This is a genomic window from Chryseobacterium populi (assembly GCF_000282115.1).
GTDB lineage: Bacteria > Bacteroidota > Bacteroidia > Flavobacteriales > Weeksellaceae > Chryseobacterium > Chryseobacterium populi.
The window spans coordinates 223,518-248,426 of the sequence record NZ_AKJY01000014.1; the positions used below are offsets into that span (position 1 = coordinate 223,518).

23 protein-coding genes are annotated in these 24,909 nt (G+C 38.2%); 5 read left to right on the forward strand and 18 right to left on the reverse strand.

The window, feature by feature from the left end; genetic code table 11:
• Positions 1-15: 15 nt before the first annotated feature.
• The 3 genes from PMI13_RS05435 (at position 16) to PMI13_RS05445 (ending at position 2,427) form a co-directional block, all read left to right on the forward strand.
• Entirely contained in the window at positions 16-579 is a 564-nt protein-coding gene (locus tag PMI13_RS05435; protein WP_007841465.1) for a conjugal transfer protein TraO, read from the forward strand.
• A gap of 14 nt (positions 580-593) precedes the next feature.
• Complete coding sequence (locus PMI13_RS05440; protein ID WP_007841467.1) at positions 594-1,055, forward strand: TraQ conjugal transfer family protein; 462 nt, start codon at positions 594-596, stop codon at positions 1,053-1,055.
• A gap of 421 nt (positions 1,056-1,476) precedes the next feature.
• The gene (locus PMI13_RS05445; RefSeq protein ID WP_007841468.1) at positions 1,477-2,427 is read left to right on the forward strand and encodes a helix-turn-helix domain-containing protein; all 951 of its coding nucleotides are present in this window, start codon (positions 1,477-1,479) and stop codon (positions 2,425-2,427) included.
• 182 nt (positions 2,428-2,609) lie between these two features.
• Here the strand turns inward: PMI13_RS05445 and PMI13_RS21095 are convergent, their stop codons facing one another.
• Positions 2,610-2,828, reverse strand: a complete 219-nt coding sequence (locus PMI13_RS21095; RefSeq protein WP_156104379.1) for a hypothetical protein — start codon at positions 2,826-2,828, stop codon at positions 2,610-2,612.
• 163 nt (positions 2,829-2,991) lie between these two features.
• On the opposite strand from PMI13_RS21095, the gene PMI13_RS05450 reads away from it, so the two are divergent.
• A complete protein-coding gene (locus tag PMI13_RS05450) occupies positions 2,992-3,297 on the forward strand; it encodes a hypothetical protein (protein ID WP_007841470.1) in 306 nt (101 codons plus the stop codon).
• Positions 3,298-3,363: 66 nt separating this feature from the next.
• On the opposite strand, the gene PMI13_RS05455 is transcribed toward PMI13_RS05450, so the two are convergent.
• The 4 genes from PMI13_RS05455 to PMI13_RS05470 all read right to left on the reverse strand — a co-directional run bounded on the left by PMI13_RS05455 (position 3,364) and on the right by PMI13_RS05470 (position 11,094).
• Positions 3,364-4,785, reverse strand: a complete 1,422-nt coding sequence (locus PMI13_RS05455; RefSeq protein ID WP_007841471.1) for a TlpA family protein disulfide reductase — start codon at positions 4,783-4,785, stop codon at positions 3,364-3,366.
• Between the two features lie 19 nt (positions 4,786-4,804).
• Complete coding sequence (locus tag PMI13_RS05460) at positions 4,805-6,196, reverse strand: RagB/SusD family nutrient uptake outer membrane protein (protein ID WP_007841473.1); 1,392 nt, start codon at positions 6,194-6,196, stop codon at positions 4,805-4,807.
• 20 nt (positions 6,197-6,216) lie between these two features.
• Positions 6,217-9,771, reverse strand: coding sequence for a SusC/RagA family TonB-linked outer membrane protein (locus tag PMI13_RS05465; protein WP_051957016.1), 3,555 nt, complete (start codon positions 9,769-9,771; stop codon positions 6,217-6,219).
• Positions 9,772-9,969: 198 nt separating this feature from the next.
• Positions 9,970-11,094, reverse strand: coding sequence for a FecR family protein (locus tag PMI13_RS05470; protein WP_007841476.1), 1,125 nt, complete (start codon positions 11,092-11,094; stop codon positions 9,970-9,972).
• 84 nt (positions 11,095-11,178) lie between these two features.
• Here PMI13_RS05470 and PMI13_RS05475 point away from each other — a divergent pair, with 84 nt between their 5' ends.
• Positions 11,179-11,760 carry an RNA polymerase sigma factor gene (locus PMI13_RS05475; RefSeq protein ID WP_007841479.1) on the forward strand — a complete coding sequence of 194 codons (582 nt, stop codon included), beginning with the start codon at positions 11,179-11,181 and terminating at the stop codon, positions 11,758-11,760.
• Positions 11,761-11,893: 133 nt separating this feature from the next.
• Here PMI13_RS05475 and PMI13_RS05480 read toward each other — a convergent pair whose 3' ends face one another.
• From PMI13_RS05480 to PMI13_RS05535, 13 genes are all read right to left on the reverse strand, one after another.
• Positions 11,894-12,250: a hypothetical protein gene (locus PMI13_RS05480; RefSeq protein ID WP_007841481.1), complete on the reverse strand. Its 357-nt coding sequence runs from the start codon at positions 12,248-12,250 to the stop codon at positions 11,894-11,896.
• 255 nt (positions 12,251-12,505) lie between these two features.
• Positions 12,506-12,868: a hypothetical protein gene (locus PMI13_RS05485; RefSeq protein WP_007841485.1), complete on the reverse strand. Its 363-nt coding sequence runs from the start codon at positions 12,866-12,868 to the stop codon at positions 12,506-12,508.
• Positions 12,869-13,639, reverse strand: a complete 771-nt coding sequence (locus PMI13_RS05490; protein WP_007841487.1) for a DUF2314 domain-containing protein — start codon at positions 13,637-13,639, stop codon at positions 12,869-12,871.
• Between the two features lie 82 nt (positions 13,640-13,721).
• Positions 13,722-14,435, reverse strand: a complete 714-nt coding sequence (locus PMI13_RS05495) for a tetratricopeptide repeat protein (protein ID WP_007841488.1) — start codon at positions 14,433-14,435, stop codon at positions 13,722-13,724.
• 58 nt (positions 14,436-14,493) lie between these two features.
• Positions 14,494-15,363 (reverse strand): hypothetical protein, encoded by an 870-nt coding sequence (locus PMI13_RS05500; protein ID WP_007841489.1) that lies wholly within the window; start codon positions 15,361-15,363, stop codon positions 14,494-14,496.
• Between the two features lie 247 nt (positions 15,364-15,610).
• Positions 15,611-16,081, reverse strand: a complete 471-nt coding sequence (locus tag PMI13_RS05505; RefSeq protein WP_007841490.1) for a hypothetical protein — start codon at positions 16,079-16,081, stop codon at positions 15,611-15,613.
• 274 nt (positions 16,082-16,355) lie between these two features.
• Positions 16,356-17,108: a DUF6882 domain-containing protein gene (locus PMI13_RS05510; protein WP_007841491.1), complete on the reverse strand. Its 753-nt coding sequence runs from the start codon at positions 17,106-17,108 to the stop codon at positions 16,356-16,358.
• A gap of 17 nt (positions 17,109-17,125) precedes the next feature.
• The gene (locus PMI13_RS21830) at positions 17,126-17,236 is read right to left on the reverse strand and encodes a hypothetical protein (protein WP_007841492.1); all 111 of its coding nucleotides are present in this window, start codon (positions 17,234-17,236) and stop codon (positions 17,126-17,128) included.
• 44 nt (positions 17,237-17,280) lie between these two features.
• On the reverse strand, positions 17,281-17,631 hold the full coding sequence (locus PMI13_RS05515) for an immunity protein Imm33 domain-containing protein (protein WP_007841493.1): 351 nt from the start codon (positions 17,629-17,631) through the stop codon (positions 17,281-17,283).
• A gap of 82 nt (positions 17,632-17,713) precedes the next feature.
• Positions 17,714-17,923 carry a hypothetical protein gene (locus PMI13_RS05520; RefSeq protein WP_007841494.1) on the reverse strand — a complete coding sequence of 70 codons (210 nt, stop codon included), beginning with the start codon at positions 17,921-17,923 and terminating at the stop codon, positions 17,714-17,716.
• Positions 17,924-17,969: 46 nt separating this feature from the next.
• Positions 17,970-18,509, reverse strand: a complete 540-nt coding sequence (locus PMI13_RS05525; protein ID WP_007841495.1) for an Imm26 family immunity protein — start codon at positions 18,507-18,509, stop codon at positions 17,970-17,972.
• A 2-nt stretch (positions 18,510-18,511) separates the two neighbouring features.
• Positions 18,512-21,763 (reverse strand): DUF6443 domain-containing protein, encoded by a 3,252-nt coding sequence (locus PMI13_RS05530; RefSeq protein ID WP_007841497.1) that lies wholly within the window; start codon positions 21,761-21,763, stop codon positions 18,512-18,514.
• A 21-nt stretch (positions 21,764-21,784) separates the two neighbouring features.
• Positions 21,785-24,907, reverse strand: a complete 3,123-nt coding sequence (locus tag PMI13_RS05535) for an RHS repeat domain-containing protein (protein ID WP_007841498.1) — start codon at positions 24,905-24,907, stop codon at positions 21,785-21,787.
• Positions 24,908-24,909: the final 2 nt, after the last annotated feature.

The following is a 24,909-nucleotide window of genomic DNA, read 5'->3' on the forward strand; positions in this document are numbered from 1 at the left end:
CTAATTTTTAATGAAATGAAAAAAATATTCAGTATACTATTTGTGTTTGCTTTGGGTTTTGTGACCTGTAATGCCCAGCGCCAGCTTCAGGGACAGAAGGGCCTGGAACTCGGAGCGGGAATTGTTTCAGGAGAAAAAGCCCTGCATGACTTCTTCTACACGAGGCTTGGAATTACCCTTAACAGGGCAAAAGGGAATTATAACTTCGGGGCCTTTGAGTATATGCGGAAGCAGCACACCTTTGAAGGAATAAGCATTCCTGTTCAAAGCTATATGGCTGAAGTAGGACACAGCTTGTACCTTCTTGGGGACTGGCGAAGAACGATTTCACTTAATATGGGGCTAAGCGCCGTCGGTGGCTATGAAGTTATTAACAACAGTGAAAATGTGTTGCCCAGTGGTGCCATTATAAAGAATGAAGACTCTTTTATCTATGGTGGTGGATTGAACGTTTCTTTAGAAACATATCTTGGGGATAAGCTGGTAGTGCTCTTGCGGGGCCATACCAAATACCTATTGGGAACTTCCCTTGAACGATTCAGGCCGGGTGGCGGGATTGGTGTTCGTTATATATTCTGATAAAAAATTGAGCTATGAAATATTCTATTAATCCTCTTGTAAGGAAACCAGGTATACAACAAAAATTGGTAACCATACTTTTTATCGCGCTGATCATTTTTATCGCGCTGATCAGTATATTCTTAACCTCTTGTCAAAAAGAGCTGGAGATCCAGACTAATTTTCCGTTTGAACTGGAGTTTATGCCGGTACCCAAAAACATTGTTGCAGACCAGACCGTGGAAATACTCTGTCAAATCAAGAAGGAAGGGCAGTACAGCGGAACCAGGTACTTCATCCGTTACTTTCAGTATGAAGGGCAGGGAGCATTGATGTTCCCGGATTATAAACCTTTTAAAATGAATGTGCTGTACCCTGTGGAAGGAGAGAAATTCAAATTATTATACAAACCGAAATCAAAAGAGTCCCACGAATTTGAGATTTGGATTTCGGATAACTTTGGCAATGAAAGGATGGCTGAATTTTCCTTTAATTAAGTAACACAAACACTTTTGCCGGGTATTCGGGCTGGTGTGATCTGTAATAAACACTTAAAGCTAACCTAACAGGTTGGCTTTAAGTGTTCTATAAAATAAAATATCGTACATTTGATTTTTATTTATTCTCTTTTACGTGAACTATTAACCCTCAAAAACATGAACAACCTATGGAATCCTACACAACCAAAATTAAATTAAAGAGATAATTTACCATTATCATTCGCAACTTTAAGTGCATTATTTTTATAACCCTTATAAAAGTAATGTCCGATCGAAATACAACTGGAAATATTTGGATATCCGTTCAAAGGCCAGGTTTCGTGCCCATTTAGAGGAGTATTCCTGCCTTTTTCGGCAACGGCGATTTCCTTATAAAGATGGACTCTACTTTTTCCTACCCGTTTCCAAAAGAGCAGTTATGAATAAGCCTTACGATTTACACTTTGATGAGCCGGTGAAAATAACAAAAGTGGCCTCCCGGCATAAATATAAGTTATGCAGTTACCCATTGGATTTCTGTGAGGAAGTTTATATCTATGAATTTGCAACTTCTGCCCTTGTGAGTCAGCGGTATAATCACCGGCCTTTTTATTTTGATTTGATAGAGATACATACCGAAAGAGAGATGTTTGAAATTAGGTTTGATGTGTCGGAAAAACAGTTGTTTCTGATTTTCCTGCTGGAAGGATATGTATGTTTTGCCACTGAGGATGGAACCCCCATAACCGGCGCAAAGCCGGAAGAATTTTTTATGTCTTATTTTGATAAAGGCAGCTATCTTGCCCAGGTGGAAAAGGGGAATATGATAGGACTGGCATTAAGTATATCACCGCTGTGGGTTGAGGAGATCAGCGATGATTTTCAGCATATCAAATGTCTTTTATATGAGTATGAAAACAATTTCAAATCCTACGGTTCTTATCATCATGGAAAATTAGACAACCGGGTTTTTCGTTTACTTCAAAATGTGCTTTCCTTTGGAAAATTTTCAAAAGGTATTATGGATGGGCATATTCGTAAGTACATTTCATATATTTTGCAGCATTACAATGAGATGATAGACACTAAGACCAGAGAACTTCCCCATCGCTTAATGCAGTATCTTGATATCCATTACCAGGATAAAGACCTTTCTAACAAACAGCTGGCGGAGATTTTTTCTGCGACGGAAAAAACATTAATCCGGCAATTTAAAGAAGAACTACAGATGACTCCGCACCAGTATTATACCCGACTCAGGATGGATCACGCCAGGCAACTCATTGAAGTAGATCATAGGAGTATTGAAGAGGTCTATGAACTGGTGGGGTATCGAAACGAGAAAGCATTTCGAATTGCCTACAATAAACATTGGGAAGGTTTGAGGTAATTATGAAAGTCCTTCTACAAGGGGAAATCTATAGGTTATGGAAAAAAATGGACAGAAAATGGACAAAAGTTTTTGAATTTTGTCCATTTTTTGGTTTCGTACTTAAAAATGAGCTGCTAACTTTACTTCACTGAAAAGAGAATACGGACATTGTATTACAAGATACCTTCTGCAGGCTTTATTTATAATCCACTATCCGGAACCCTCGACATATTGCCTGCAAAAAAATGAAAGATGTTTTCAATGCAGCCCGCTTCTTGTGCAAACAGGTGTGTTATTAGGTGCTGAATTTTATGCACGGCATATCCTGTTCCTAGATGTTGCTGCCTTCGAATCAATGGACTGTAAGGGCGGTGATATTTTAATTCCTGGATATTCCTGCCTGTTATGATTGGGGTCATTGATGAGGACAGATTGGGGACACAAGGTATGCCGTTAAGAATAGAAAATAACTATAGAGTATAATGCATTATATCATTGGGAGGTTGTCGAAAATCCTTTAAAAGAGTAGGCATAATAAAACTAAAGTTTTATGCTTTTTGATTGAGAAAAGCAATGATCACTATGAAAAACCTAAAAGCAACATTAGGAGCCGCCGCCGTTACCTTAGTAATCGGAGCTGCAGCAATGTCATTTACCATGAATGACAGCAAAGTAAATGCTAACGATGACCATAAAAAAGTACTCAATACTTATTATCCTGTAAGAACCGGCCCTTCTACTTTTTCGTGGCAGCAGATTAACCTTAACGATTATGAATGTGTAGCCGGAGCAGCTGGATGTGCTGGATTTAATGCAGACACACCGCCAGCACCCAATACCATTCCGGCGGGCTACACGCAAACCAACATGGTCCTTCAGCCGAAATAATATGTTAAATTTTTTAAATAAAAAAGGCAAGACTGGCAGCAGGAAGTTGCCAGTCTTGTTATATTATTACTCAGCGAGTCCCTGTTTTACGATAGAAATCAAGCTCTTTCCTTCATCTTTGCCCGGATCAACCGGATTATTCATGATTTTTCCTTGTTTATCAATCAATATCAGGGTTGGGAATCCAGTTACCGAATAGTCCTTTAAGACCGGATGGTTATATCTTAGTCCCTCAGCCAATAAATTAGTATTACTTTTGTCTGTATATATGCCTTGTTTAATACTTTTGAGCCATATTTCTTTTGATTTATCCGCGCTGATAGACACAAAAATTACGTCTTTATTAGAAAGCTGCTTTTTGATTTTGACAAGCTTTGGAGCAAGGCCGGCGCATCCTCCACAGCCTGTGTACCAAAAATCCATTACAAGGACCTTTCCTCTTAGATCGGAAAGCTTTACTATTTTCCCTTTGGGATCGGGTAATTCAAAATTTTTAGCTGATGCCCCTTTTAGCCGGGTTTGTTGAAGGTTTGATAAAATGCGTTTAAAATTCTCATCCTTCGTCCATGATAGTGCCTCCGGTATAATTTCAGATATATCTGAGCTTCTGTTTCTGTTATCATATAAGAGACCGGTAATTGCCTTTTCAGCAACCTGAAAACTGAAGTTTTCCCTTATGTAGTTGTAGCAATTTTGTATTTCAAAGGTTTGTTTTTTAGAAAAGCACAGGATTTTAAAAGATCCTAATATAGCACTGTAGTAATCATGAGAATATAACATTTCCTTGTTTCTGCTCAATGAGCTGAGCAGGGAATCAGTAATCCCGGAATCATGAAAATCCTCGACAGCATTTTTATTATAGGCATTCATGTAGGATAAGCTAGTGAGCTTAGCAGCAATTGTACTGGCTACGGCATCTGCTTTCAGGAGGTCATAAGTCTGCCTGGACAATGTATTTTTATACAGTTCGATCAGTGCCAGTTGGCGTAAAAGCAGAGTATCCATTATGGATGCTGAAAAAGTGCTTTTTATACTATGTCCCTCAAATTGGCTCGCTTTTGAGGCGTAGAAGATGTATATTTTTTCAAGTTGATTCCGGATTCTCCATTTCTCAGCCCTTTTTCCTGCAAAGTGATCTTTTATCCGATCAGAATAGTGTATCGAATCCCCGTCCGTCAATAAATAGGAGTAGAGAGTCAAATTCCTTGTAGAGTCCTCGGTGCCGTTAGGGAGAATCAGATCTACGTATTGAGGAACACCTTTCTGCGGAATGTGAAAGATAAATGAGTTTCCTTTTACTTTAGCCTGATATATTTTTTCTGCATTTAGGTTGTACGATGTATGGTAATAGTCATATACTCTAAGGGTAACGGAGTCCCGATCCGTGAGATATCTAAAGTATCCGGATATGGTAATAGAATCCTTACCTGCTGCTGCGCTCAGACCACCCACGATAAGCAGGGCCACTAATAATAGCTGTTTCATCATGTAGTTGTTAATTATCTGGTTATTGTCGTGGATTTTGTGTTAATCCACCTAGCTGAATTTCCGGATCAGGTATAAGCATGGCATAATTCATACTTTGGGGTTTAAGCAGGTAGGATATTCCCCTTACTATATGGATGACATCTTTTTTGAACCTTGCTTCTTTGTTTAACCTCCTCAAATCCGTCCAGCGTAGCCCCCGGAATAGAAGTTCTTTTTTTCTTTCTTCCAATATAAGATACAGGGCTTCGTCACTGGTAGTAGCGGTTAAAGGTGTAAAGGTGCCTGTTTTGTACCTGTGTGCTAACAGTAAATTGAGGTCTTTCATAGCGTCCTCTTTGTTTCCTTCCCGTGCATAGCATTCAGCCCTGTTAAGATAGATCTCATCAGTGGCTACACCACAATACTTATTGCTTTGCCTCGCATCGTAAGACCCGCGAAACCGCAGACTCCCATCACCCGCCACCCTGAAGAAGTAACTTTTTCTGAGATCATTGTTTTCATACGATCTATAGATATTGGAATCAGGTATCGCAGGAGACATGATACTGTAGTTAATTAAAGAAGTATGGAAAATATCCTCAGCCAGAAAATCAGAATTGATAGAATATTTGGTCGGAGTAATCAGATTATAGTCGGTGATTGGGCCATACTGAGCTAAACAAAGCTTTGCGTATTTCAATGATTCACTATAAGCCCCCATTCCCAGATATATTCTACTTAGCATTGCATTAACAGCAACCTTTGACGGTTTTGTAATGGTTTTTGCTTTAAGGGGTAAAAGATCATAAGCCGTGGTAAGATCGCGGATGATTTGGTCATAAGATTCCTTTACAGATGCCCTCTTAATTTTTTCGGTAAGGTCAGAGTTGAGTCGAAGGGGCACGCCCATATCGGTGGAGGATGTCATAGAATCATACGGCAGGGAAAAAGTCTGAACGAGATTATAGAATGCAAAAGCCCTGAAGAAAAGAGAAGTTCCTTTGATTTCGTTATAATGATTAGCCTCGTCCTCACTGTACCTAATACTTTTGAGTACTTCCAGCACTGTATTGGCAACAAATACCTGGTTGTAGGATTTGTTCCAATCTGCACCCGGGATGGTTCCGCCCTTATAAATATCGCTTCCAAAAATATACACCTTTTGACCCATCTCATCCCATGAATTATCATAATTTTCTGTGGTCAGGTAATATTCATCGGAAGATATAAACCCCATTGAAGGACATGAATAGGCGTTGAAAACTTCCTCATTATTAAGAATCAAATCCAGGTCTGCTAAGGTTTTAGGGATGGTCAGCGCCTGGTCCGGCTTGGCCTGAAGAAACTCGTTTTGCTTGTCGCAACCCGATAGCAGCAGCACACAGCAGAGTACGGCCGGGAAGTAACTCAATTTATGGATTAAGAATTTCATGATCGAATGTGTGAAAGTGGTTAAAAATTGATGCGTAAACCTGCGGCGAAACTTCGGGGAAGCGGCAACCCGCTTCCATTGAGGTCAGGATCTAATCCGTGGTTATTGGCTCGCCAGAGAATCCCAATATTATTTACATAGCAATATAATTGCAGGTGATTAAAGGGCGAGGCTTTCCATGAGCTTTTATCAATATCGTAACTTAATGTTATGTCCTGTAAGCGCACATGATCACCTTTGTTCACCAAAGCCTGGGAGTTCAGATAGAAGGTTTCACGGGCAGAGTTTGCCGGTGGATATTGAAGAGAAGGCACACCGGTAAATGCTTCATCACCTGGCTTTTGCCATCTTTTGGTGAAATCTTCATGTCCGTTCCATGAAGTAAACAACTGGGAATAAAATATTGAATTTCTTCTGAAATAGTAATTGAGTTTATAGGCAATATTGAAGGAGACTGAAAACTGTTTAAATGAAAAAGTATTTCTTAACGACCCAAAGATAGTGGGCCGGGAAGGACCCATATAGACCATACTATCAATCGTGGTGGCATTGAGAATAGCGCTGTAATCAGTGCTTAGTTTACCGTTCAGGTAACCCTGTGGATCTCCTGTATCATGGGTAAGGCCGGCACTTTTATAGGCATAGATTGCAAATAGAGGCTTACCCGCCAGTGGATATATTAACCCATTATTTCCATTGCTGAATAACAGATAGTTGCCAACATCACCTTTAACATCGTACCGGGTTACAATATCCTGTGCTTTACTGAATATGAGTTGGGTATGCCATGAAAAGCTGTTCTTTTGGATGTTTTGGGCGCCTAGCACTACGTCCCAACCACTTCCTTTTGTCGTCGCATAATTTCCTTTAAATGTCGGCCAACCGGAGTATCCCGGTAAGGGCATATTTCCGAACAGGTCAATTCCATTTTTCCGGTAATATTCAATACTGCCTGAAAACCGGTTGTTACTTGTGCTAAAATCAGCTCCCCAATTTATAGTTCTTATTTTCTCCCATCTCAGGTCCGGATTGCCAGGGTTGGCAATAACGGCATAGGGCATACCTGAAATGTAGGAGCCATTTGTTTGCCTGATGGTTGTTACTGCGGTAACGGATTTATCAACATTCCCGTTGTAACCGTAAGTCATTCTTAACTTCGCAAACGGAAGCCAATTGATATTGTAAAATGCTTCATTGCTTATATTCCAGCTTCCTCCCACTGAATACAGGGGAACAGATTTGTTATTGGTATTGACCCCAAAGAGGTTGGATTTATCAATCCTGCCGCTGGCTGAAAATGTATATCGATTCTTGAAAGTGTAGGCAGCATTACTAAAGTAGGAGATAAACCTGTCGGTCAGCTTATTGAAATTTTGATAGTTCGGAATTCTGGCACCACTGTTAGGATTTATGGAAAAGTAATCCACAAAGTTGACGCTTGTAAAAGCCCCTGTGCCTATATCATAACCGTAGGTTGTATTGGCGTTACTTTGCGTAATGGACTGATTGAGTTCAGCGCCGGCAATAGCGGTCAATTCATGCTCTCCCCAAAACTTATGGTAATTGACCTGTGCCCGTGCATTTTGAGACACCAGCTGGTTATTGGTCAGGTAGAGAATACCACCTTTCGGAACAGGATAATTCACATCTCCCGTTGCACTGATTTGAGTAAATTTATTAATTAATGTTCTTACTGCATAGGTCTGTTCACTGGAATAATCATTTTGAACTGATATTGATTTCCCGTACTGGTATTTCATCTCTAAGCTCAGGTCTTTGGAGGGGGTATATTGCAGACCTAAATTTAACAGGTTGTCTGTGGATGATTGCCGGTTGTAAGCATAGTTCAATTCATCCAGCGGGCGATAATTCCAATCGAGGAGCTTCCCATTTCCTACGGTATCCGTATAGGCGGTGTTAAATTCCTTTACAATAGATAAATGATTACCGTTGGGACTGGAAAACTGTGCATATGGATACAGGTTTTTTGTATTCGGCTGTGAAGCACTGAGGGTATTATTCTGCTTGGTATCCGTTTGTACCCATAGAAAACCAACCGAAGCACGCAGCTTTGGGGTAAGGTCGATATTAATTTTAGAATTTATGGTATTTCTGGTCGTGTTGTTGCCGGTAAGATTAGCCTTGTTTTTATCAAGACCTAATGACAGGAAATAATCAATAGCATTCCCCCCGCCTTTAACGTTTAACGCATATTGCTGGTTTACGGATTGCTGGTAAAAGTACTTTTCAATCTCATTGCGCACATCTACGTTACGTAAGGCATTTATCTGAGTTTCTGCCTCTGCATTGGAAATTGATCCATGCTTTTCCTTGTCCAGGATATTTACCACTGGGGATACTACCGGCATACTCAAACTCGTGAGATCATTGTTATAAAACCCCCTTTTGAATAATTCTGTTTCTACATTGATGAAATCATTCGAGTTCAGGAAATTTTTATCATAAAATACATCGGGCTTTGATCCAATGGTAATGTTGGAATTGAGTTCCACTGCCGGTTTAGAGTTTTTAATGCCCTTTTTTGTGGTAATGACGATAACCCCGTTACCCGACTTTGCACCCCATATAGAGCTTGCAGCGGCATCCTTTAGGATAGTGATATTCTCCACATCATTGGGATTGATACTGCTTAAATCACCATTGTAAGGGAAATTGTCCAAAATGATAAGCGGCTGATCGTTGGCAAATAGCGTGCTATGCCCGCGAATATTGAGATCAGATCCTGTGGAGGATTTATAGGTGTTGTGATTAAACAGTAGCCCCGGCACAATATTTTCCAGCCTTGAAATAATATCGGTGCTTACCCGCCGGTTAATAAGTGTATTATTAACCTGAACGAAAGATCCCGTTGCCCGTTCTTTAGGAAGTTTCTGATAACCGGTGGAGACTACAATTTCCTGCTCCTTTATCTGCATTTCCTGGATGTGCATGATAACATCCGGTACCATGCCAGCGATACCTGTTACCTCTTCAGTCCTATGCCCTACAAAACTGAAAATAAGTACAGGATTTTGTGTACTGGTATTTTGTAGCATATACCTCCCATCCTTATCAGTAGAGATACCCTGGCTGCTACCTTTGAGCCTCACTGATACTCCTTCCATAGGTTTTCCCAGGGTATCAGTAACAATGCCCTGCATTGTACTCACCGTTGAAGTGTCATTATGCCCGTTTTTATTTGAAACCGGAGCTTTTGGAGATACTTTGGCTACAAAGATGGTTTTACTCATGATGGAATAAGTAAATCCATAAGGTTTTAAGGCTTTATCCAGTACAGCAGGAACCGGATAGGTTCCAGGGGGGAGCTTCAGAGCGGGCAGCCCTTTAACATCCGCAAGGTCAAAAGTTGTAACGATCCCGGTTTGCTGTTTAATCTTTTTAAAAAGCTCCGGAACCGAAATTGTTTCTCCACTAAGCTTAAGGCTTTGCCCGTGCAGCGTACCTATGGCTGTAAAGAAGGCAAAAAAAGCTAAAAGCCAGGCTTTTTGCGGCTTAAGATGGAATGCGGAGCGCAATGGTTGATAAAATGCACACCATTTCATAGATTTGTCCATTGTTAGGAATTTGCGTGACGAAATATGCATTAAAGCAGGTCCCTGACTCTGCCGGAGGTGTCGTAAGCACTTCCGGCTTTGTTTTTATGGGCTGCGATAGTACTGCCGGTTCATTATGATCAGGCGCAGAGGCGGCAAGCCGCCTGCTGTCCTGACGGTTTATAAGCGGGTGGAGTAGGGAGGGTAATGCCCATCTAATCAGGAATTGATAATCAGTTTTTTTCCTTCCATCTTAATGTCCAGTCCCATTGTGCGGAGTCCTTGAACAAGCTCAGAGAGCTTCAGTTCCCTGTCCATCTGTCCACTTAATATTTTGGTTGGTATTTGATTTTGATAAATTATTTCCACATCATACCATCTGGCTATTTTACGCATAACTTCCTCTAAGCTTTGGCCGTTCATATCCAGTATCCCGTCTTTCCATGCTACTGCCTGCTCTATATCCGCTGTGTGGGATGAAACCTTTCCATTTTCAAATACAGCTGCCTGTCCCGGTGAAAGCATTATGCCATCCTTTTGGGTATTTACCATTACACGTCCCTGTAATAGGGTGGTTGTAATGTTTTTTTCTTCCGCGTAGGCCGATACATTAAAATGAGTACCAAGAACTTTGATCACCTGCGAGCCACTGGAAACAAAAAACGGCCTTTGTGGATCAGGTGCGATCTCAAAATAAGCTTCTCCAATGACTTCCACTCTGCGTTCCTTACGGGAAAAAGCCACCGGAAAACGGAGGGAAGTGGCCGCATTAAGCCATACTTTTGTGCCGTCCGGAAGGCAGATCATATATTTTCCTCCCCGTGGTGTTGCCAGTATATTATATGCCAGCGTTTCCGTGCTACTACCATTATCATTATAGATGAGTGAACCGTTTCCTGTTTTTATGGCCTGCTGGTTTCCCATCAGGGCAATATTGCCATTTTTTATGCTGTCCAGTTGCATCGTTTTTCCATCGGGTAGGGTGAGGGTGGCGTGATCCCCTCCCGGTCCAATATCTGCCAGTACCGTTTCAGGCTTCTGTATACCCTGATTCCTGAAAAGTAGGAAGAGTAGTGATCCTCCTATAATAAGAACCAATACAGCAGCGGCTTTCAGTATAGGGAGAATTCGGCTGGTTGGACGATCTTTTTTGATGCGAGCTTCAAAATACTGGTATTGATTGTGTAGATACGCTTCATTTTCCGATGGATCAGAACTCATGGGGGCTTTGAGGGAGGAATCTCCCAATTGTGTATACCACTGCTCAATTTCCTTTAGCTCTTCAGCAGTACACCCACCTTTGTGGTAGCGATCCAGTAAATCATTGAGACGCCTAACATCCATAAGTCCCTTTTTATCTCCATTAACGGAAAATAAGAGGGTAGCCCCCAATTGTTTTTCATTATTTTTGAATTAATTTTGAAAGACATGGACAGTGCCTATACTACATATGGGGATGAGCAGCTACTAGCTTTATGGAAAAGTGGCGATGCGACGGCATTTGAATGCTTCTTCAAAGCTAATTTCCTACGGCTGGCGGAAACTGCTTTCCGGAAAACAGGAGACTGGCACCTGTCGGAAGAGCTTGCGCAAGATGCGTTATATTTATTGTATAAAAATAGTGAGAAAATAGAAAGCCGTCCAATAGCCTACTGCCACGAAATCCTGAAAAATAAGATAATCGACCTTTACCGAAAACGGAAGCTGCATACCACGCCGCAAACTGAGAAGGATGCCATTTTGGTGGAAACTAATCCCTATAAAGGTTCTATAGAATATAAAGAGCTAGAGGCCCAGGTAAGGTATCATGTGGGTACACTTCCGGAGCAATGCCGCCAGGTATTCCTTCTGCGGCGTGAAGCTGGCCTTACCAACCGGGAGACAGCTTTAAAGTTGGGGCTATCTGAAAAAACAGTCGAAAATCATATGACCAGGGCGTTGACTATACTTCGGAAAAAACTAGATTATTACCTGTGCTGGGGACTAATGGTTGTAGAGTTGTTTCAATAGCCTAAATCATAATTTTAATCCTTGACTGATTTCATAAACACCCCTTAAAATATAAAAACCTCCCAATTTGAGAGGCAAGTGACTAAAAAATTCGTATAAACTACGAGCAGCAAATATAATAAATTTAATTGAATCAGAAACTTACTGCATCGTTGGGGTCTATATATTCGTGTTTGTATATTTCCTTGTATCTCTTGATATGTTCCTCGATATCGGCTAAAAATCCATCAGAAACCGATTGACACAAAGATGTTCTGCGGGTAAGATATAAGGCAACCTGAAGCCTGATAATTTTCTCGATTAAATCCATTCTGGGATCATCATAAAAATCCGTGTTGTTTTTCTCATAGGGATAAACAGCAGCGATATAATCACTGAGGGTACAAACAGGCAGTATATCTTCAATACGTCCGAAAATTTGGATAGATTCCTGCTCGGGCTGCGGCAATAGACCGTTTGCATCAATTGTAAAAAAGCCGTCGTATTTCATAACACTACTTTTTAAATAAAGGTAAAATATTATTTTTTACTGTACAACCCACAAGAATGCTCTCCTTGATTTGTACTACAATTTTTATATGGTTATGATATGCTTAAACAAAAGCAAATCAAACCAGTTTTCTATATTTATGAAGTCAGCCCGTGATATATTTAATTCACGGGCTAATACTTCTGATTTATTGTTCTCTCCGTATTGAAACACTAAATAAGATTTATCCATAGTTTTTACGACTTAACAAATTACTCAAAGTTGCTCATCAAAAATTACCCCTTTATCCGTAATTTTGTATGGATAAATTTGCTGGTATTTGTCTTCATCCTTATCTGAAAGGATAAATTCAATAACCAATACATCTTTCCCTTGATATTTGCCGTCTAAACCGATTGCATAAACTCGAACATCATTATCTTTTAGATCGTCGTAAGCACCTAACAAAAGTAAATTGTACATTTCCTCTGAATCAGATGATTCCGAGTATGCTGAAATGTATGTAAGGTCTCCGTTTGCTCTAATATAAGTGGCAAAAGGTGCAAACACTCCATTTTCAATTAAAAATAATTCTGCCTGTTCCTTTATAGCTTCAAGTAGTTTTTCAACAGTATTCATTTAATCTTCGACCAGATTTAAAACTTTCCAATCTCCTTCTTTAGATCGCCATACCCATAATTTGTTGAATGTGAAATTTCCGTTCTGATAGATAACTTTTTCTTCAATTAGTCGCTGATCCTGTTTTTCTTCTACAAGGTTAAAACACCTTTCTATATTTTCAAAATTTGGAAATTCGTTTGATTGAAAAGTTTCAATCAAAGATGATTTTAATGCTTCTGTTATTTTATTTTTTATCTCTGCGGTAATAATTGCGCCTCTTTCCTTCAGTAAATTTTCCGCTTCCATTTCAAAATCTTTACAAGAAAATACACCTTTTAAATCGTTATTTGAATAATATTTTTCAATTTTAATTATAGCTCCTTCGGGGGTTGTCAAATCTGGCTTAAAGAAATCATTTCCGTCGTCAATTTTTACTCCAAAATCAATATCAAAGTTCATTTTCGATTCTTCGTCAAGAGTATCTCTATAATGTCGTATGGTATAACCTCCTATTAGTCTTCCCTTTTCAATAATCATCCAATCTACTACATCATGAATTCGAACTTTTTGCAAAATTTCATGCTCAGCTAGATTACCTAAATAATGCTCTTCATCAATTTTAAGATTTTCCAACCACACATAAAGACCTTCACAGTTTTTAAATTTAACAGAATTATATCCTTTAAATCCGCTATTAATTAGATTATTAAAATACCAAAGAGTACTTTTTGCTTTATATAGATTGTACTGATAAATATTGTTTTCCTCAATTTTTGCGCTATTGTTCATTTTCTGTTATATTTAGTCTTTATGATTGAATAAATATATCAAATAAAGGCTAGTGATTAGTTAGCCCTTATATGAATATCTTTTATTTATCCTTACAATAACTATCTATATAAGACTGCGCATTTAATCCTAATTCTTCTGCTTTATGGAAATCTGTACAGGCGGCATCTGACATTTTATTTTGAAATTCAAAGGTACCTTTGTATACATAAGCTATCGCATTTTTAGGATTTAGTTCTATGGATTTGGTTATACTACTTATTGCGTTTTTGTAGTCACCTTGAGTTCCTTCACTAATTCCTTTACTTAAGTATGCGGTAGCATTTTTAGGGTCACGTTTAAGAACTTCCTCAAAGTTAGAAATCGCCTCCTGGTAATTTGAATTCTGTATTTCTATCTGTCCTAAATAAAGATAAGGAACCACTAGATCTGGAGCAAGAGTAACTACTTTGTTAAAATCCTTTTTAGCTTGTCTAAAATCTCCACTATTTAGATAAAGTGTTCCTCTTTCTGCGTAAGCAAGTGTAAAGTCACTATTTAGTTCAATACTTTTGGTAAAATAATCAATAGCCTTGCTATTATCTCCTGCAACAGAATAGGTTAATGCAAGACCGTAATATGCATTTGCATTATTTGGATCTTTTTGTATTGAACTTTCAAATTCTTTTTGTGCATTTCTAAAATCAGATTCAAGAAGGAAATTGTTCCCTCTAACATATGAATCATCGCATGGTTGGGTATTTCTCTGTTTGCAACTTGATAAAAGAATTAAAAGGAGGAATGCGAAATTTCTCATTGTGAACTTATATTATTTTTTTGATTTGTCATAGGTATAAGATCTTTTTCAATTTTTACTAATGTGGAGTAGAAAATTGTTCCATTTTATAGTTATAATGCCTACTATTTGTAAATGCTACATACTTTATTCCCAAGCAATATCTTATATCTCCATCGATGACTTTCGTATGTAAGAAAGAAATATGGCTTACCTTTTTCAAGTTTTTTAACCACGATAATGATTGCATTTCGCCACATCTCGTTAAGATAATTTTTTCCAAATTTTTGCAATGTTCCAGCTCTTGATAATTTACTAGGCTCCCGCAGGAGCTTAATGTTAATGACTGTAGGTGATCTGCGCTTTCTTTTAGGCCAGATAATGATGTTAATTTGGTACAATAATGACCTTCAAAATGTTTTAGATTTGCAAGTTCTAATCCTTCAAGATTATGAATGTTTGATTCGGTAACCTCAAGGCTTTCAATAGATTGCGGAAGCTTGATGTAAGAAAATGATTTATTTTTCGGCTTGAATTTCCAGATTATTAATTTTTTAAGATTCTTATTTTCTGATAAATCTATTTCTTTGTTATACCAATCAATTGAAAGATCCTCCAACTTCTCGAATCTTGAATAGTCGATCGTAGGTGTTACTTTTTGATAAATAACTGATAGAGCTTTAAGATTTTTGAGTTTATAAATACCACTGAAATCCATATCGTATTTACTAATGTATATCTCTTCTATAAAATCCATGTCTCCTAAGAAGTCAAGATTATCAACTTTCTCTAATAACTTTTCACTTAGTGAAATATATTTTACTTTGTTCTTCTTTATATACTCTATAGACCTTTGTATATCTGCACGATTATCTGGCGCGAAGCTGAAGATTGCTTCTTTTTTAAATCTATCGTAAAAGGTGAATCCATCTTTAATTATTTCAGCCATTCTCAGTTTATTTTATTTTATAGTCTGTTCTATCCTGTTCTATATATTTTGTACCAGGGGAATTTATCGAAATTATTTATAAAATGTTTTTTTGATTTAAAGTAACTCCCCATCAAACCATACATCCTCGTAGCCTTTATTATCTATCAAAAACCTATTTTCAGCAGACAATTTTCCGTTATTATTTGCTGATCCTTTAAATCAACAGAATTGTTATAAAGCTTGAAAGAGCTTCTTAAATTTAATGTTATTTGTTTTTAGTTTTACGTGAATCTATTAGTCCGCGTAATTCTATTAACCGATGTAGTTTTTTCTTTTCATCCAATTTTTTCCACTCAATCCAATCTATATTTTTTACTACATCGTATTCACCTAAAAGACCGTCAAGTAAGATGTAGATTGCATTCTGCATATCTCCAGTGCCATCATAATTCCTAATGTTCAGCTCTATACCCAATTCATTATTTGAAATTGAATAGTTGAAATAGACATCGTCGTATGCAATAGAATATTTTCCATACCGGATGCTATGATAATTGTCTGGAGTTCTTTGACGGAAAGCGTTGAATTTCCATTTTGATAGTTTCGGATTTACTTTGATTAAATCTTCAACACTATGAAATGATTCTTCAACACCATCTGCAGAGATTGAGAACTCTCGGATTCCATTTTTAGCTACCGGGCTAAATTCAAAAACTAAATTTTCATCAATGCTCAATAAACGATCACTAATATCATCAAAGATTTTTTCTCGAAGTTTAGGGTTGTCAATTCCCGTATAGATTGTTTCCTGGTTCTTACTGAACCATAGCTAAAATCTTTCTTGTTCACTCTTGGGGTTTGGGGTACATGAGATCACGATGTAGAAAAGTATTGCGAATAACAGTCTTACTTGTTTATAATGTTTAGGAAATGCTTGATTGGGTTCATCCGTTAGTTTTGGGAAAATTTGGCAGCATAAATATTTGGTGGAGTACTGGAGCATAAATAACTTATTTAATCTGATTAAACTCCTTCAGTTCAAAGTAACAGTCTTCACAAATAAGTTGGATTTGGGCAAATTTCTCAGATTCTTCGTTCCAGCCATCATGTTCAAGTCTTATTTTTTCACATTCATTGCACCAAGCTTGAAAGTCATCCTCCTCTTCCAGTTCCATTCCTTTATAAGTATCAAATGCCTCTTCAAAACCTTTTGGGGTTTCAAGATCTAAATGATCACAAACAAATGCTGGTCTTGAATGGCCATGTTTACCGCATTCAACAACCTTCTGTTTTAATTTTCTTACTTTTGGAGAATCATGGTTTTCAATACCCATTATTAGCATATATTTCTCTAAGTTATCTGTGTCAACTTTATAAACTCCAATTCCATTCAGAAAATCAAGACAGATTGATGCCAATTCCCAACCATCATATTCGTCGCTTGCAAATGTCCCCTCTTTTAATTTTTCATAATTATTTTCATTTCCAAATTCCTTAACAACCAAAAGTTCTGTTTTGCTCTTTTCAATTGAAGATTCATTAAACCAGCTCCACATCCATGTTCTTGATTTTAATGAAAACGTGCCTACTGGAATGTATCTAAAGAAGATTTCGTCCTCATCGTCATTGTACAATCTCAAAAGCTCAGTTTCACTATCATAAAACCAGTTTGCATAAGAATCAATTTTAAAATTCTCTCTAAATATATTTTGAACTTTTAAAAGTTCTTCACATTTTAATTTTCCAAATTCTTCGTAATTCATTTCTGAAATTCTTATACTTAATTATCACTTATCTCATCTTTGATAATTTCTACTCCATCATTTTCCAATAGAAATCTATATCCAAAAGCTAATGCCAAATATTTATTAATATCAGGACGTTTGAACATAACATGATAATATTATCGAAATTATTTATAAAATGTTTTTTGATTTAAAGTAACTCCTCATCAAACCATACATCCTCGTAGCCTTTACTATCTATCAAAAATCTATTTCCAGCAGGTAAACCCAGATATTGAATGATAAAGGGAGCCTGATCTAACAAGTGGCAAGCATGCGACGGTTCAAAAAAATCGAACTCTTCTTGATTAAAATCTTCCCCTGACCATATATACCATCCACATAAACTTTCTGTACGTGGATGTCTCAAACCATTTATCTGTAGAGATGGATTAAAATTTTTCCCCAAAGCAATTAAGCAATCAGGACTTACCAAATCTCTTTTTTGTGAGTATTTTTCACAGATTTCCTCTTGTAATTTGATGTATTTATTGTCGTTCATTTTTTACTCTTTATCATCTTTTATTATTTCTACCTCATTTTTTTGCAGTAAAAATCTATATCCAAAAGGTAATGCTAAATATTTAATAATATTCAGGATATCCTTCTGGTGAAATTGTCAAAAACTTCTTACTTACTCTTTGATCAAAGCCGATTTCCCAACTAAAATCACCGAGTTTTCCAATTTTTTCGTCCAAAAAATCTATAAATTCATTGGTCATGGCTTGGGGAGCCAAATGATCAATATTATTTTTAACCCATTCCCAAAATTCACTAATTTCTTTAGTTTCCATATTTTTTCTTTGCTTCGTTATAACACTCAGGGTTCATTTCATTTCCTTAATTGTTTAAAATTTCCGCTGCAATTTCTACCGATTCTAAAGTTTTCTGGTATAAAATCTTATCATAATCTTCAGCAATCCATTCATGCAAATTAAAATGTGCTTTAAGTGCATTTTCAAAGCGAATTGGACCTACTTCTGTTTGAAAATGAAGTTTGTCAAAAGTTTTTTTATCAATATTAGCTAAGACATTACCTTTGAAATCTACTAATCTTGCTCCATCAGGATAATCAGCAGAAGGTAGTCCTAATTTAAAACATGGTAAAAGGATTCTAGAAATGTTGTTTAAAAGATTTCCAACTATTTTCCAATCTTTATGATATAATTTCGCGTCGTTTGTATAACCTAAAAAAAGAATTTCACTATCAACGGCTTTTTCTATATCATACTTTTCGGCTTGGAAAGTCTTATAGTTATAAACAACTATAATTAAGGTGTATTTATCTGGCATTTGTACAATTTGTCCAAAGCCAACTTCTTTCTCACTTAGTGGTATTGTAAAAATATCACCAATATTTAATTTTAATCTTTTAGCCATTTTTAAAGTTCATTTGGTTGCTTTATTTTTGGTTCTTGTTTTGGTTTAATTTGATTTCGCTTATTTTGTAATCCTCCATTTGGATTTGATTTATTAGTGGGACCACCACCTTCATCAATATGTTTTTGTTCTTTTTTGTCAAGATCTTTCCCTTTTTTACCTCTATCTAAGATTTCAAATTCATAGTCTGCGTCTTTGTTTGCTCTATTGTGCTCTTTTTGGCGCTTTTTGTAACGTTCTTCACTCTTTGCCTGTCCAACATAATCTTTTTCTTTCCCTGCTTTTTCCTTCCTTTTATAAACAATACCATCTTCGCCGGATTTTTTATCTTTTCCCTTACTATCGTCGTCACTATTTAAAACACTGTTTGTAAGGCTTACACCAACAGTTATTTGTGCAATAAGTGGTTCACTCGCTTTAGATGCTAATCCACCCCAAAAATTAACTGATTTTTCAACTGCTTGTTTAAAACCTTCAGTTACTGACATCTGATAGTTACCCTGAGTTCCAACTGGATGTAAGCCTGTTTTAGGATTTCCATAATTTGGTGATGGAACAAGTATAGGGAGTCCTCCAGCTCCAATTGGTATTGCTTCTAAGCCTTCAAGCTCTAGATGATTAACAACTGCATTTTCAGAAAAGTTATATGGTGATTGATATCTATAATCTTCTGCAAGTACATCTGTTGTAAAGAACCTGCCCAGATCAGGCATATAGTTTCTCCATTTGAAACTAATAAAACCTGTATCCTGAAGCTCCTGTTTCTGGAACCCGTATTTATAACTTGGATTTCCTGGATAATTGCTATAACCTTGGTGCTTTAATCCAAAAGGATAATAGTTGTTTATTTCAATGATCGTTGGTAAAGAGCTCTTGGAGTAATAGCTTACCCTTACATTTTGCAGCTGGTCTTTGTACTGGTAAATATAACGATTTTTTGCAAAGTCGTAATACCCTTCAGCAGTAGGTACAAATTGTAGTATTCCTTCCTTATATTGGAAACCATCCAGGTAATCTGTATTGGTAGTTTGGCCTGCTACAAGGGAGGTAGAAAGCACTTTTGTTCCATCAGCACGATAGTTATAAGAAAAGACATCTGCGTTTCTTTTGATCTTCTTTAAAAGGTTCAGATGGTTATACTCTGCGCCAGTCATCGAGTGAGCAGCATCGGTTAACATCCTTCCATCGTTATCATACGTGATCGCACCACCACCATTAAGACCTGAAGGGTTTGGCGTAGCATCGGTAGCAGAAGTTAGCCGGTTGCCATCATAGATATAGCCGATATCATCAATGTTGATGGCAGTATTGGCATCAGCATCGCCATTTCTGACCATACGTTTAATGTTACCGTTAATATCATATTCAGCACTTTCTCCATAAGCATTGCTTGCTGGTACGGTGACATCCGGTTTGCTGTAGGTAGCACTTAAAAGCCTGTCGAAGCTATCGTAATTATAAGTATATCTTCTAAGGGATGTATCACCTCCCGTTTTCCAGTTGACCTCAGCTATATTCCCATTGTATTTTGGAATAGCGTTAGTATCCGGTGTGGGGTTATTATACTTAATATCATAGGCAAAGAGTTTAGTTCCCAGATTTGCCGGATCATTGATCTTGCTTAGCCATCCCCTGATATTGTATTTATAATCGATACTTTGGAGATTATCACCCACTTTTTTATTGGCAACCTGTGATAGCTCATTATAAGTATTAATGGCAAGTACAACAGCAGCGTTAGAATCAACCTGGTGGGTATGTTTTAACAATCGATTTTGATAATCATATTCAAAATCTTCCAAGATCTTTTTTTCAATATCAGCAGTAGTTCTTTTATGATAGGTTTCTGTTCTAAGCGGGGTACCAGTAAAATCGAGTTGGCTAAGGGTTTTTATATAACCTCCTAAATGATTAATAGAATGAACCAGGATAACTCTTTCTTTCTTGTCATAGAATGTATAGGTCTTAGTCCAGTTGTTATCTTCAATATTTTTAATATAGGACGCAACCTGTAATCCTCTCGTGCTTACTGTTGATCCTGTCGGGGCAGTCTGTGGCGCAACGTCTTGCCCCAAAACCTGGGTTGGAATCGTAGGCGTTCCGGTTGGATAGGTATCATAGTAATTAACACTTAAAAGGTCGGCAAGTGAGCTGGTGAGGTTTGTATTGGTATAATAGGCTGTAATCCCGTTCTTAACAAATCCTGTTGTATCACGGGACTCCGTAAAGACCATACTTCCGATTTGGTTTTGTAAAGTTGCCCTGCTACCACCGGTGAAAGTCCCGGTATAAACAACCCTTCCTATTTTGTCATATTTGGTCAAAAGCCATTTGCCACTACTTCTAAGACCAAAATCCTGGGTAAGAACCAACCTGTCTGATTTGTCATACACCATATATTCCCAGTCTTTTCCGGGAAGCTTTTTTTCTACCTGTCTTCCTTTACCATCGTAACGATATTGGTAACAGAATTTATTTAATGCTGTCGTATCTGGTGTTGCCGGTGAAGCAGGTGGCACCACAAAAGCCAACTGGTTATACTCATCATAGACATAATAGGTATCTGCATTTTCAGTAGCATTCAAAACTTTTCTGACAAGAACGGTCTGTCCCTGTCCGTTTTTAAACTCTATCGTTTTATTGCCATCTTCATCAGTTACGGTATTTTTATATAAGGAGCTTGGCAAGAAATACTGAGATAGCCCAATGGTGCTTACTGTCATTTTACCCGTAGGGTCCCATGTTGTAGTGGTTTCATATTTTCGTACATAATCTGCCTGAATATTGGCGTCATACTGAAACTTGATCGGTTTTGTACTCCACGCTGTTCCCACCTGGGTCTGTTGCAGTACTCTATCTAACGGAGATTGTTCATAGGTTTTCTCTGCATAGATCTTCTCTGTGCCATATATATCTGCCTGGGTAGCATTGGTCAGAGGTGAGCTGTAAAAGCCTCCATTCTGTGTGCCTGCCTGTGGTACAGGAAGGTAATCATTAGCCTGTCTTCCTGCATTATCATAGACAATATGAGTGACCACATCACGGCCTAATGGAGAAGCTTTTACCTGTAGCTCTTGCTTAGGTCTTCCAAGTCCATCATAATAGTTGACGGATTCCGAGGTTCTTACATTGGCTGCCGTTGGGTCACTTAGATAGGTCTTGCTATAGACATAGTTCTGGTTCTGGCTGGGAGCAGTTTGCGCGTGCATAAGGGCCGCGACAAACAGTATAGGGGTTAGGATATTTTTTTTCATAGGATAATTTTTCGTGATTTATTACTGCGCATAGTTATAGCCGAATTCTTTCAGGGTTTTTCCATTTACATCCACAATTTTCTGTAGCCGTCCCTGGGTGTCATACTTATACAGTTCGCGTACACCGGACGGCGGAGTTATACTGGTAATGCCAACTAACGGATCATGGGTATAGGTTGTGATCTGGACGTCAAGGGTAAACTGCCTTGACTGGAATGTTCTGAGCAGGTCGAGAAACTGGTTTTCCGTGGTTTCATCAACATCATTGTTTGACGCATTACGAAGCGCTGTGATATCCGTATCAAACATGGTCATAAAATAAGCAGTATCCTTTCCTTCGATTTTAGCGATGGGAAGTGTCCCGTTATATCCCCAGACAATCCCTGTGGTCTGTCCGTCCTTTGTGGTATATTGGAGGATATTACCCTTACTATCATATTTATCATAGGTTACATCGGTATAGCTGGCAATTGCCTGCGCGTCATACAATCGGGTAGATTCCGGGAGAATGGGTGAGCCTGTTGGTGTCGTTGTAGGATAAACATCTTTGCTATAGGCCACTACCTTACCGGCAGGGTCACTCGCATTTTGCAATTTTAAAACCTTATTTTCAAAGGGCTGGGCAAGCATATTTTTACTTAACAACAGGGTATTATTTTCCTGGGCAGCATAAGATCTAACATCACGGGTAATTGTTCCGTCAGGGAATGTTGTATCAGTTCCTGTAAGCTGGAAGTCCGGAGAAAAGCTATAACTATAGTCTTCTTTTGTAGTGGTTTCCTGAGCCTGCCCAGTGCCATAAGAATAATCCGTTGTCTCTTTTTTCAAGAGATTATGGGGATAGGAATAGATTTTATTGGCCTGAGCCGCTGGTCCCGAAGTGTGAACAACAGAAGTATAATCATTAAACCTTTCGTTATCCTGTCTATATGTGTAAGAAGTTTTTCTAAGTATTTTCCCAAGATTATCATAAGCCAGTTCCGCCAGGACTTTACCACGTTCCTGGCTCATATCATTATAATACAGTCCAATACAGTTCAAGGCAAGCTGATAATCAGTTGAACCCGAAAGCGGGTTCGCTGAATTGACGATGGTGTTGGTGTCGTTCCTGTCCGGATGGGTCAGGTAGTTGGAAAATTGTGTTATTGTACTTCCGCTTCCCGTTACGTTTTCTGTAACCTGGCCATAATTAATAATGGAAGATTCCAGTATATTCATATTCATTGATGATGAACGGAAGTATATAAACGATTGCTGGTTATTATTAAGTATCATTGAATACCTCGGCCACTGCATCAACACTCCATCCTGGTAAGTGTACTGCTTTTCAGTGGCAATATTTCCATCAGTTTTATCAATTATTTTTTTGATCCTTACGCCGCCTGCTGTCCCTCCAACATTGTAAGCAAGTGGCATATAGCCATTGACCTTTTTTCTCAGAATTTTGTAGGTATAGGTTGGGGCTTCAAACTCGAAGTCCGTTGTTCCTTTGGTTGGGTAAGTAACACTTTTCAATATCCCTTTTGAGGAATACGTAAAGTCCGGGTCCCTGGTGTCGTTGGTAAAATAATAGTCGCCGTTACTGTCTGTGGCTTCCGTAGGAACCGGATAGACCATGCTTTCATTAGCGGTACGGCCGTTATAATACCCCCAATGGTCAATCTGCTTAGATGTGCCTTTTGGAAGGTTTTCGGTTCCAATATTATAGGTAAACAGATAAGGGTTTTTGCCTTGCTCCGTTACACTCTTCAAAAACATCCGGGGATAAGAATCTATTGCGGTGGTTCCACCCTTCAGTTCATAATCCATCGCAAAACTATTGATCAGCTTATCACCACTGGTATAAAGACTGATTGAGTCCAGCTTAACATTTTTGAACATTTGGAAGAATGACGGCCAGTAGGATTCGTAATTGAAAATATAGGGTTGTAGGGAGTAACTGAACTTAATGGAATAATTAGCGGTGGTTATGTCTTGCAGAATGGCTTTTTTGGTTAAGGAAAATACCCGGTCGTTTCCTCCGCAGGCAAATTCATTATTATTACCCATTGTAGACACACATGAAACATCCTGGTTGTAGGTGCGGTTGTAGATGACAAATTTCTTACGCTCTTCTACATTAGCATTGTTTATACCATGCCAATCCGTTACGGTTCCTGGTGTTCCATGACAAAACCTGTCGGTTAGAAGGGAATCATCCCTGTAATTAAAGTTGACTGTTTCTGTATTGCTATAGATGATTTTTCTAAGATACCAGGCACTGATCACAGATACTCCCGCACGTACTTCATCTACATTGACGCCACCTGTTATGGGAACTGTGTATTCAAGGTTTCTTGATTCACCCCCAAAATAATATTCATTTCCTTTGTTATCGGTGATTTTGATTTCAGAGTTTTGGGGTTTACATCCGTTGGTGATTGGTTGATTGGCAACACCGGTTACATCAATCTTGAAGCCTTTAACGCCTTCACCAATTATTTTAGGTTGTCCATCATTGCCGATGACAAATTTTCCATTAACGCCATCAAAATTGAAGGTGAATATATCTGCGTCACCATCATAATCGGAGTAAAGGTCGCAACCTTTCATTCTATAGTCCAAATCTAAAGAATTAAAATATCCTGTGTTGGACGCCATTGAGAAAATTCCTACGGTCGAATAGAGGGGTGGGCAGCCAGATTTGCTTCTAAGCCCAACGAGTAACCCGTCCTTATTTATTCCCCAAAGCCCATTATTAGTTTCAGGCATTCCTTCATGATCGTCAGGAATCTGTCTAACTTCACGTGTTATCACTCCTCCGGCATTCAAAAACCAGTTAAGGCCAAGCATATCCGGTCTTTTGTTCGGAATAAAGCCTGAGAAATTATAGCCCAGAGAAACCGAAATATCATCTCCAAGCTGGCTGCTTTTTATATTAAATAGGGGAATCCCGAAATTAGGTTCCCCCACAAATTGATTCACCGGGATATTACCGTATTTGGCAAAATCTGATGTCTGTGGGGATTTAAGGCTCGAGAGCTGCTGAAATGTATATTGCCCCATATTACTGGTGCTACCATTGGATTGTCCAATGCCGTTTTGAGATTTAAGGGTCCCCATAGCAAGGACTGCCATGAGCACAGGTAAGGAATATCGCTTCATTT